General features: G+C 60.6%; 1 protein-coding gene. It reads right to left on the bottom strand.

Features of this window, described 5'->3' with window-relative positions:
- The coding region (locus tag AC1RP4_RS08050; RefSeq protein WP_481763285.1) for a hypothetical protein at positions 1–259 on the bottom strand (259 nt) is incomplete at both ends.

Raw genomic sequence — 259 nt, 5'->3', positions numbered from 1 at the left:
GCGGGCCCGTACGCACCCATCCCGGCATGCAGAAGACGATGGTGCACAGCCGATCCAGATCGTAATCATTTTCGATCGGCACGCGATACCCACGAACCGGCGCATGATCCTCGTGCACCAGAATCCACTCATCAACGTAGTCGCCCAAGTTCTCGATGGCCGTGTCCTCCGCATGCTTCCGGGCCTGCGCCACTGCCAGCATGTCCTTTTCGGTACCCACGTCCACGATCCGGCGCTTCATGATTTCGGTACCGCCACC

Source organism: Dellaglioa sp. CoH-56-MRSF-10 (assembly GCF_056782175.1).
Note: the sequence above shows the minus strand (reverse complement) of the source record. Positions and strands in the feature narration are given on the sequence as shown.